The sequence below is a fragment of the Micromonospora sp. NPDC051296 genome (genome assembly GCF_040682255.1).
Lineage (GTDB): Bacteria > Actinomycetota > Actinomycetes > Mycobacteriales > Micromonosporaceae > Micromonospora > Micromonospora craterilacus.
Genome location: NZ_JBFBAO010000276.1, coordinates 1 through 9,703 on the forward strand (window position 1 = coordinate 1; position 9,703 = coordinate 9,703).

At 69.9% G+C, this 9,703-nt stretch carries 8 protein-coding genes and 1 pseudogene; 7 read left to right on the plus strand and 2 right to left on the minus strand.

All coding sequences use genetic code 11. The features are described 5' to 3' along the window. Positions 1–91 precede the first annotated feature (91 nt). The 5 genes from AB0M52_RS24615 to AB0M52_RS24635 all read left to right on the plus strand — a co-directional run bounded on the left by AB0M52_RS24615 (position 92) and on the right by AB0M52_RS24635 (position 6,355). Positions 92–2,782 (plus strand): alpha-L-rhamnosidase C-terminal domain-containing protein, encoded by a 2,691-nt coding sequence (locus tag AB0M52_RS24615; RefSeq protein ID WP_363957995.1) that lies wholly within the window; start codon positions 92–94, stop codon positions 2,780–2,782. A 252-nt stretch (positions 2,783–3,034) separates the two neighbouring features. Beyond that, complete coding sequence (locus AB0M52_RS24620; RefSeq protein WP_363957998.1) at positions 3,035–4,291, plus strand: hypothetical protein; 1,257 nt, start codon at positions 3,035–3,037, stop codon at positions 4,289–4,291. A 61-nt stretch (positions 4,292–4,352) separates the two neighbouring features. Beyond that, positions 4,353–5,195, plus strand: a complete 843-nt coding sequence (locus AB0M52_RS24625) for a hypothetical protein (protein ID WP_363958001.1) — start codon at positions 4,353–4,355, stop codon at positions 5,193–5,195. Positions 5,196–5,301: 106 nt separating this feature from the next. Next, on the plus strand, positions 5,302–5,697 hold the full coding sequence (locus AB0M52_RS24630; protein ID WP_363958004.1) for a hypothetical protein: 396 nt from the start codon (positions 5,302–5,304) through the stop codon (positions 5,695–5,697). Between the two features lie 82 nt (positions 5,698–5,779). After that, positions 5,780–6,355, plus strand: coding sequence for a DUF1062 domain-containing protein (locus tag AB0M52_RS24635; protein WP_363958007.1), 576 nt, complete (start codon positions 5,780–5,782; stop codon positions 6,353–6,355). On the opposite strand, the gene AB0M52_RS24640 is transcribed toward AB0M52_RS24635, so the two are convergent. Then, positions 6,324–7,202 (minus strand): alpha/beta hydrolase, encoded by an 879-nt coding sequence (locus tag AB0M52_RS24640; protein WP_363958012.1) that lies wholly within the window; start codon positions 7,200–7,202, stop codon positions 6,324–6,326. The two genes, AB0M52_RS24635 and AB0M52_RS24640, sit on opposite strands and share 32 nt — an antisense overlap. Positions 7,203–7,306: 104 nt before the next feature. On the opposite strand from AB0M52_RS24640, the gene AB0M52_RS24645 reads away from it, so the two are divergent. Then, on the plus strand, positions 7,307–9,277 hold the full coding sequence (locus tag AB0M52_RS24645) for a BTAD domain-containing putative transcriptional regulator (protein ID WP_363958014.1): 1,971 nt from the start codon (positions 7,307–7,309) through the stop codon (positions 9,275–9,277). On the opposite strand, the gene AB0M52_RS24650 is transcribed toward AB0M52_RS24645, so the two are convergent. Beyond that, positions 9,230–9,451 carry a hypothetical protein gene (locus tag AB0M52_RS24650; protein WP_363958016.1) on the minus strand — a complete coding sequence of 74 codons (222 nt, stop codon included), beginning with the start codon at positions 9,449–9,451 and terminating at the stop codon, positions 9,230–9,232. The genes AB0M52_RS24645 and AB0M52_RS24650 overlap by 48 nt on opposite strands. Positions 9,452–9,596: 145 nt before the next feature. On the opposite strand from AB0M52_RS24650, the pseudogene AB0M52_RS24655 reads away from it, so the two are divergent. Next, positions 9,597–9,703: pseudogene (locus tag AB0M52_RS24655) on the plus strand (IS5/IS1182 family transposase); the annotation flags it as partial.

Below are 9,703 nucleotides of genomic sequence, written 5' to 3' on the forward strand. Positions count from 1 at the left end.
GGTCACCGTGCCCGGGCCGTCCTCGGCGACGATCGTGACGTCACCGATGAGTCGCAGTTCCTCCTCGTACACCCCGGGTTGGAGCACCCCGATGTTCGAGAAGAACGGGTGGACCGGCGACGCCACGGTCGGTGCCGAGATGTTCCTGCTGAACATGGATGCCCACGAGCTGTTCGCCAAGTGGCTGCGCGACGTCCACGAGAGCCGGGAGGTCAGCGGCTCCCGCGCCGGTGCCCCCATGGTGATCGCGCCCAGCTCGGGAAACTGGGGCTCCTGGGGACCGTCTCAGCCCTGGCACGCGGCCTACATCATGATCCCGTACTGGCTGTATCAGTACGGCGGCGACGACCGGGTGATGACCGAGCTCTACGACGGCATGAAGGGCTACATCGACCTGGAGTACGGGCAGCGTCGCGCCAACGGCACCGTGATCAGCAACCGGCTCGGTGACTGGGTGCCACCCACGGGCAGCCCGGCCGGCGGTCACGCCCCGGACGAGGACAACCGCGTGTCCGGCACGGCGTACCTCTACCAGATGCTGCGCACGATGGAGCGGGTCGCACAGCACCTGGGCAAGCAGAGCGACGCCGCGCAGTTCGCGGCGAAGGCGGACGCCACCAAGACGGCGTTCAACAACGTCTACTTCCACAGCTCGCAGGACCGCTACCGCGGCGAGGGTGCGGACGCCAACCGCTACCGGCAGGTCCACAACGTGCTGGCGCTTGCCTTCAATCTCACCCCCAACGAGGAGGTCGCCCAGCGAGTCGCTGACCGGCTCGCCCAGGATGTGGTCGAGCGGGGCTACCACCTCGACACCGGCACGTTGGGCACGAAGTACCTGCTGCCGGTGCTCACGCAGTACGGCCACGAGGACGTGGCCTACCGGGTGGCGACCCAGACGACGTACCCGAGCTGGGGTTACAAGCTCGCGAACGGCGCGACCACCGTCTGGGAGCACTGGTCCCTGCAGGCCCGGTCGTTGGGCCACTACTTCCTCGGCACCCTGGAGGACTGGAACTACCACTACGTCGCCGGCATCCGGCCCTCGGCCGAGACGGGCTACCGCGACATCACGATCGCCCCGGCCGTCACCGGCCTGCTCGACCACGCGTCCGCGACCACGCAGACGCCGTGGGGCCCGGTGTCCAGCAACTGGCGCCAGCAGGATCGCCGGCTCTCCCTGGACGTGCACGTCCCTGTCGGTACGACCGCCACGGTCGAGGTCCCGGGGGCCAACCGCTGGGCCGTGTCCGAGAGCGGACGGCCGGTGGCGGAGGCTCCCGGTGTACACGAGGTGACTGTCGCCGCCGGCGTCGTACGGGTGGTCGTCGGCTCCGGTGACTACCGGTTCGGCTCCGACGAGCAGCTCGGCCTGGTCGGGGCGGCGATCGACGCGACGGAGCCCTTCGCGGCCCTCGTCGACGCCGCCCGCCGGGCCGGCCACCTCAACCCCGGGCAGGCGCAACGGTTGTCCGGGGCGGCTGCCACCTCCGCGGCGAGGGCCCGCGACGCCCACACCGCCCTGCTCACAGGCGACACCCGAGCGGCCGCCCGTCACCTGGCCGCCTCGCATCTGGCGCTGGAGTCGATGGCCGACATCCTCGCGAAACTGAACGCCGACGGCCTGAAGGACCTCGTGACCGCGGTCGACCAGGCGATGTCCGCGGTGTCGGCGGCGGCGTCGGACCTGTTGGGTCTGTCGCTGAAGACCGAGGTCAGTTCCGACGTGCTGCGGCCCGGGGACCGGGTCCCCGTCCAGCTCGCCGTGGCCAACGCCGGTTCCGAACGGATGGTGAACGTCCGTGGCTCGCTGACCGGGTTCGGTGAAGGCTGGGCCACCACGCCCTCGTGGGTTCGGCTGACCAACCAGCTGCCGCCCGGCGGCACCGGTGAGGGCCGGCTGGAGCTGGCGGTCCCCGAGCAGCAGCGACCGGGCACCGTGCGCGGCGACGCCGAGGCGACCTACGTGTACGCCGACGCGACCCTGACCGTGCGCAGTCCGCTCGAGGTCCCGGTGCAGTCGCCGGTGGTCGTGGAGTCGGTCACCGCCGAGCCGGCCGAGGTGCGGCCCGGCGCGTCCACGAGGGTCACCGCGACGGTGCGCAACATCGGACGCGCCACGACGCCCGGCCGGCTCCGGCTCGACCTCCCCGAGGGATGGCAGCCGGTCGCCGGGGCCGACCTGACGGTCCCGGCCGGGCAGACCCGCAGCGTGGCCCTCGACGTGGTCGTCCCGCGTGCCGCCCGCCAGGCCATCCAGGACTACACGCTCACCGCGCGGTTCGTCCGCGACGGCGAGGTCCTCGCGACCGGAACCGGCTCGGTCCGGGTCGCGATCACCCCGGACGTCACCGACGCCCTGGACCACGTCGACCTCGGCAATACCTCGTCCGAGCAGGCGCACCGGCTGACGGCGGCGCCGTCCTCCGGGACCAGCACGGAGGCCGGACGGACCCGGCGCTACGCCGGACACCTCACGCCGTTCTCGTGGTTCGAGTTCGATCTGGCCGTGACCCCGGGCGAGGCGTTCGTGGTCCGCGCGGTCGAGACCTACGACCGTGCCCAGATCAAGCGCTACAAGGTCTACGTCGACGGTGAGGAGGTGCTGCTGCGCACCCTCGAGCGCTCCGCCGCCGGTGCCGGCACGGAGACCTACGAGCTGGTCGTCCCGGCCTCGCTCGCGGCCGCCGACGGGTCGGTTCGGATCCGGTTCGAGAACCAGGACGACGCGGCCTACTTCGACCCGTCGATCGCCGACGTCTGGTCGCGCCCGGTCTCCTGAGGCCTCTCCCCCGCTCCCCAGTCCCCGCCCAGCCCTGAGGATTCGAGGCTGGTCTTCGGGTCGCAGCTGCCTCGGCTCGATGCCCAGCAGCGCGGGTGCCGGAAGTCGCTGGTCGTCACCGCTGGTACGTCCCCCACCATCATTACCCGTTCGCCCGGTGCCCGGCAGGGGCCCTTCTCCGTGGCCAAGATCGCGGCACCGACATCTTCATCGAGCACTGGGGTGTCGTGCGCGTTCTGGTGTGATGTACCGGTGAGGGTGCAGGACGACAACGAGCTGACGGTGCTGGTGGATCGGCTGCGGCGGGATCGCCGCCGTGACCCCTACTCGGGCCGGGATGCCTACTCACGCACCGCGCGTGAGGTCGCCAACCGCTGCGACCAGCTGATCAACATAGGTGAAGCGGCGGTCGCGGTGCCGATGCTGCGCAAGGCAGTCGATCGGATGACGAATGCCCTGATGTACATGGACAGCTCCTCCGGCGTGCTCGGCAACGACCTGGCGCACCTGATGGAGGTCTACGCCCGCGCGTGTCAGGCCGCGCCGCCCCGGCCGGCAGGGTTGGCGGCGTGGCTGGTGAAGCTGGTGTGCGACGGCCCCGGCTGGCCGGACGTGGTGCTACGCGAGTGGGCGCCGGCACTGGGGGCGAAGGGCCTTGCCGAGGTCGCGCGGTTGGTTGACGAGCGTGCCGCCGCCGTGACCGAGCCCGATGACTGGCATCAGCAGTGGGCGGTGCGGTACCTGCGGGAGCAGATTGCTGAGGTCTCCGGCGACGTCGACGGACATGTGCGGGTGTTGGCGGAGCACCTGGTCAGCGCCGACCAGTACGGGCGGATCGTGCGGGTACTGGCGGAGGCGAAGCGGCCCGCCGAGGCGATCGACTGGGCCCGGCGCGGGCTCGCCGAGTACCAGTCCGGCTATCAGTCGGCAGAGCTACGCGACCTGCTCGTACGGCTGTTGATCGAGACTGGCGAACCGGAGGCGGCGGTGGCCGAACGCCGAACGGCGTTCGATGACCAGCCGACGATCGACAACTTCCGGTCGCTGCTAGCCACGGTGGCCGAGACCGACCGGGACGCCGCGCACACCGAGTGGGCCTTGGCGGTGGTACGCGATTGCGCCACGCGGCAGGCGGAATATCTGCGTCACCTGATCGACGTGCTGATTCTCGCCGGTCGTGACGACGAGGCGTGGCACACCGGACTGGCGCGCTGGGACGAGGTGCCCGCCCGGCAGCGCGTCGAACTGTTGGAGTTGCGGCGGCAGACCCACCCAGCCGAGGTACGCGAGCCCTACCAGGCGCTCATCGACGTCCAACTGCTCGACTCGTACGACAAACGCCGCTACGACAAGGCGATCGCGCTGCTGCGCAACCTGCGCGAGGCGTACGCGACCACCGGCGAGACCACACAATTCGACGTGTACCTGGAGGCGTTGCGCGCGCAACACCGCCGCCGGCCGACGTTCCTGGCCAAGCTCGACGCCGCCCGCTTCCGGTCCGGCCGGTAGGGTGCATGCCGTGGCGGTCCGCATCGACGTTGAGGCGTTTCGTGATTCGATCCCTACGGCTGTGGGTGAGGCTGCGGCACGGCTGCTGACCGACGGCAGCGTCGGTGAGCTGGAGCCCGCCGGTGGCGGCGTCCAGGCAGTGGTACGCGACCACGACGCCGTCTTCCAGCCGTGGGTGGGCATCGTTGACGGAATCTTCACCGGCGACTGCGATTGCGGCATCGTCGGGGACGACTTGTGCGCGCATGCGGTCGCGACAGCGTTGACCGCGTTCCACGCGGGTACCGCTTTCTCCGGCGCCGCGACCCCACCCGGCGCCGCCCCCGTCGCGCCCGACCACGCCCACTACCTTCAGGCGGTGCAGCGACTGTCGCCCCGCCAACTGGCAGACCTGGTGGCGGGGCACGCGGTCCGGGACCGCCTGTTCGCCACCCTGCTGCTGGGCGAGGCCGGCAAGCTCGACGCCGCCGACACGTCCGGCCTCGCCGATTTCCGCGCCGCTGTCCGGGACGCGTCGACGGTGACCACCGGTAGCAGGTGGCAGATCTCCGATGTAGAAACCGCCGGACACCGCCTCGCCGCCGAAGTCGAGATCCTGTGCGCCCACCCCGCGACCCCCACCGCGCTCGACCTGGTCGAAGAGGCCATCGTCGTGTGGGACGGGCTGTCCGGACACCTCCGCGACGCCTACCACATCACCCGCACCGAACCGGAGGAGATCGCCGAGCCGCTCGTGGGCACGCACCGTGACCTGTGCGAACGCCTCGACCTCGACCCGGACCAGATCGCCGAGCGGCTGAACCGGCTCCTCGCACGCTGCCACTACGACACCATGGACATCGACATCTACACCGATCTCCTCGGCGAGCACGCAGACACGATCACTTCGCCCGCCCGCTGGTAGCCCCCAGGGCTAATGTGGCGCTTGCCGTGACGTGAGTTCCGAAGTCTGTGGCCCGGGAGGCCAAATGGGGGTACGGCACCGACCACCGCCCGGGCCACGCTGAGGCGTGCCGCAGGTGCGGTCGATCGCCGGCAACAGTGCGCTGGTCGTCAACGCCTGCTTCGTCCTCGCGGCCATCGCCACCAGTATCGCCGTGATGCTCGGCGATTCCGTCGAAACCCAGTACCACGTCAAGCATCTGGTGCCCCGGCTCGTGGTCGGGTTCATCCTGTCCGCGTTCGCGGTCCCCGTCACGGGTGTGCTCATCGACGTCGCCAACGCGCTGACGGTGGCGATGGCCGGTGAGGCCGCACCGACCACCGAGGCGATCACCTTCGGCCAGGCACGCGTCGAGTCGGCGGTGACCGACCCGAGCAACGCCCTGCTGATCGCCGGCCACTCAGTGCTCGACACCAGGACAAAATTGGGTGGCCTCGCCAGCCAGTTGCGCCCTACCTTGTGACTGGATCTTCTTCTCCGACCCACTCACGAGAGGACCTCACCCCGCGTGACGCCGCCTGCTCTTTAGACCTGACACCGTCCTCGTGCATCGGTCGCCGACGTCGCCGTCGGCTCGTTTCCCATGCCTCCCGTCAGGTCTTCAGAGGGATCATGTCTACGCGTCCTCATATCGTGCTGCCCTGGACCGTTCGGCGCACGCGCCTTCCCCTGTCCGCCTTCGGCTGCGTCCACTGCCATTCCGGCCTCGCCAGCACCGGCAACGGAAGTTCCGCGTCAATGCCAACGGCAAACTCCTCGACATCTGGCGCCTGGTCGCCTGCGTTTCCTGCGACCGCACCAGCAAAATCACCGTTCACGATCGCGTCCCGGTCCGCCGCCTGGATCCGATCCTTCCGAAGGGCTACTCCGGCAACTCCTCCCGCCCGTGGGCCCGAACCGGGGCGAGAGGCAAGGTGGCCTTGCCCCGGACTGCATCATGCGGCGGTCCGCTCGCGGTCGCTCATGACCGGGCGCGAACGAAGGTCCGGGCCGGCCCGATACCGGCGACGAAGGTGAACGCCCAGGTGCGTACATCCGGGACGGGTCGAATTGAGCGCGTGACCGCGCTGTCGGCGGGCATACGATTCGCTACCGCGCAAGCAGGGAGCGCAGGACTTTGATGATCTCGTCGGGCGCTTCCTCGGCCATGAAGTGCCCGACCGACGTGGTGTGGTGGTCCAGATCAGCAGCCCAGGTGTGCCACAGCGCGGCGGCGTCGTAGCCAAGTGCGGCTCCCCAGTCCTGCTGGACGACGGTGGCCGGCATGGGCAGTCGGTTCCCGGAGGCTCGGTCCGCCTGGTCGTGTTCGATGTCGATGCCGGCCGAGGCGCGGTAGTCGGCGACGATGGAGGGGACCGCCTCGCGGGAGGCTTTCAGGTACTCCGCCCGCAGGTCTGCAGGAATGGCATGGGGGTTCTTGGCCCATAGGTCGAGAAAGTAGCCGAAGAAGGCGTCTGCGTTGGCGCTGATCATCTGCTCAGGCAGGCCGGGTGGCTGGGCCATCAGGTACAGGTGGAAGGCAACAGCGGCGGAGGACCCGTGCAGGATGTCCCACATGTCCAACGTCGGCAGGACGTCGAGGATGGCGAGGTGGGTGATCGTAGCGGGATGGTCGAGGCCGGCGCGGATGGCGACGAGGGCACCGCGGTCGTGTCCGGCCAGGGCGAAGCGCTCGTGGCCGAGCTTGCTGGCGAGGGTGACGATGTCGGCGGCCATGGTCCGCTTGGAGTACGTGTCGGCGTCACGCGCGTCGGGCTTGTCGCTGGCGCCGTAGCCGCGCAGGTCGGGACAGATCACGGTGTGATCGGTGGCGAGGTCGCCGGCGACGTGCCGCCACATGACGTGGGTTTGCGGAAAGCCGTGCAACAGCACGATCGGGCTGCCCGCACCTCCCAAGGCCACGTTCAGTGTCACATCATCGTCGACCGAGACGCGCTGGTAGTCGAACCCGGGAATGGCAATTGTCATGCTCGTCCCTTTCTCGTTGGCGGACGACCCCAGCCTGCCGGTCGCCGATGAGTAAACGATGAGCGCGATACGTTAAGCGGAGGTGCGGAAGGGCGGTTCGATCAGTGCAGGTCAGCGTCGGTGTTCTCGGGCCGGTTGTCGCCTGGGACGGCGGCGGTGCGCCGATAGACCTGAAAGGGCCGAAACACCGCGCGGTGCTGGCGCGACTCGTTGTCGCGCGCGGTCGGGTCGTACCGGTCAACCGCCTCGTCGATGATCTGTGGCAGGAGCCCTCACCGGGCGCGGTGGGAAGCGTCCGCACGTTCGTGGCGGCGTTACGGCGCGCGCTGGAGCCGCAGCGTCCACCGCGCGAGGCGGCACGGTTGCTGGTCACGGATGGCCCGGGCTACGCGCTTAGGTTGGCGCCGGATGCGGTCGACGCCTGGCGGTTCGAGGACGAGGTCACCGTCGCGTCCACGGCGTCCCCTCACGAGGCACTCGAGAGGCTCGATCGCGCCCTGAGCTGGTGGCGGGGGCCCGCGTTCGCCGGCGTCGATGACGAGCCGTGGTCGCGCGTCGAGCGCTCCCGCCTCGAACAACTACGGCTTAACGTGATCGAGCAGCGGGCCGAGGCGCGACTGAATGTCGGGCGCGCCTCGGATGTCGTACCCGATCTCGACGCGCATGTGGCCGAGCATCCGTGGCGGGAGGAGGCGTGGCGGCTGCTGGCGCTCGCCCTGTACCGCACGGGACGCCAGGGTGATGCGCTTGCGGTACTACGCCGAGCCCGCAGCCTGCTCCTGGAACAGCTTGGCGTCGATCCGAGCCCGCGACTGCGTCGCCTGGAGACCGACATCCTCCGTCAAGCCGATCGGGTCAGCGACGGTCTGGGTTCACCGGAACCGCAACGGGTCTGGGCGGAGACCACAGCGGCATACGACCGTACGGTAGCGGCCGGCTCCCGCTCTCGATTGGAGTCGACGGTCAGCCTGCTGCGAAGTCTCGCCGTGACAGGGGCGAGCGGACTTGAGGCAGCGCGGAAGCAGCGGATCGCGGCCATCGCCGCCGCCGAGCAGTTGGGGGATGCTGATCTCACTGCCCGGGTGATCGGCGGCTACGACGTGCCCGCGATCTGGACGCGCTCGGATGATCCGGCGCAGGCGGCGCAGATCGTGACGGCGGCCGAGCGGGCCCTGACTGCCTTACGTCCCGACTCGTCCGAGGCCACACGAGCCCGCCTGCTGGCCACGATCGCGGTGGAGTCACGCGGTACCCGCGCGGCGCGCGGACCCGAGGCGGCCCAGGAAGCGGAGCGGATCGCGCGCCGCATGGGCGACCCCGCCCTGCTGGCCTTCGCTCTGAACGCCGTGTTCATGCAGACCTTTCACCGCGCGGGCCTGGCGCCCCAGCGGGACCAGATCGGCGCCGAGCTCGTCGCGCTCTCCGCTCAGCACGGCCTTGGGACGTTCGAGATCCTCGGTCATCTCGTCCGACTGCAGGCCCGCAGCGCGCTCGCGGACTTCGCCACCGCCGACCAGCACGCCGCCGCAGCGGACCGGCTCGCCGAGCGGTACGACCGCCCGCTGGTCGGCGTGTTCACCCAGTGGTACCGCGCACTGCGACTGGCCGCGACCGAGCCGTCGCCACGGGCCGCGGAAGCGGCCTACCACAACGGGGCGGCACAGCTCGCCAACGCCGGCATGCCCGGCGTCGAGCGGGGCCTTCTACCGCTGGCCCTGCTGTGCCTGCGCGTGTCGTACGGGGAACCGGTCCGCTTCGACGATGAGACCGACTGGGGCCCTCACACGCCCTGGGTGCGCCCACTCGTCTTACTGGGACGGGACCGCCCGGCCGATGCCGCCGCGGCGCTGCGACAGGTCCCCGATCCGCCGCGCGACCTGCTGTTCGAAGCCCTGTGGTGCCTCACCGCCCAAGCGGCAGTCGCCCTGGACAACCGGACGGCGATGAAACGCGCCCGGATCGAACTCACGCCGGCCGCCAACGAGCTGGCCGGAGCCGGCAGCGGTATGCTCACCGTCGGCCCCGTCTCACGTCATCTCGACGACCTCGACGCGGCCCTCAGCCGCAGCCGATGAGCAGGAGAGCTTGGCCAGCAGATGCAGGCTGTCGCGGATCGCCAGGCTACTGCGAGCACGGCCCTCCCGCATCGCGTTGAGCCTGCCACCGACGATCGACAACATGCCTTGATCACATGTCCGGATCTGCTGCGGATCGGGTGCGACGGACATGCCCGAGATCCCGAATCCCACGTCCGCACGTACCGGTGAGCGGTTGTCCGGACAACGCTGATGCGGCTGCGACGTGAGAGGGTGGTTTGTGACCTCTTCTCCGCTTTGCGGTTGGCTGATCTTTGCGGACCCGTAGCTGGCGGGGTGTCGTCGCGTTAGGACGGTCGTGAGTGGACGTAAGGCGTATCCGAGTGACTTGACCGATGGGCAGTGGGCGGTGGTGGGGCCGTTCCTGCAGGCGTGGAAGGACCGGCATCCGTCGGTGTCGGGGCA

Excerpts from the sequence above, each read along its gene's own strand:
- AB0M52_RS24615 (WP_363957995.1), top strand. The coding sequence starts at position 92 with ATGTTCGAGAAGAACGGGTGGACCGGCGACGCCACGGTCGGTGCCGAG.
- AB0M52_RS24640 (WP_363958012.1), bottom strand. The coding sequence starts at position 7,202 with ATGACAATTGCCATTCCCGGGTTCGACTACCAGCGCGTCTCGGTCGAC.